At 59.4% G+C, this 256-nt stretch carries 1 protein-coding gene; it reads left to right on the top strand.

The genetic code is table 11. The annotated features are described in order from the left end of the window. On the top strand, positions 1-256 hold a 256-nt coding region (locus RAD04_RS38955), incomplete at both ends, for an alcohol dehydrogenase catalytic domain-containing protein (protein ID WP_461628006.1).

Below are 256 nucleotides of genomic sequence, written 5' to 3'. Positions count from 1 at the left end.
ACCGCCATCTGCGGCTCCGACCTGCATCTTTATGACGGCTATATCCCGACGATGCAGGCAGGCGACATTCTCGGCCATGAATTCATGGGCGAGGTCGTCGAAACCGGCTCGGGATCCACGCTGAAGAAGGGCCAGAAGGTCGTCGTCCCGTTCACCATCGCCTGTGGCAGCTGTTATCATTGCGGCAAGCACCAATATTCGGCGTGCGACAACGGCTTGCCCGCCGACAATCAGGACATCGCGCAGACGCTGTATG

The sequence above is a fragment of the Bradyrhizobium sp. 25ACV genome (genome assembly GCF_054863005.1).
This window is presented reverse-complemented; position numbering and strand designations above follow the sequence as displayed.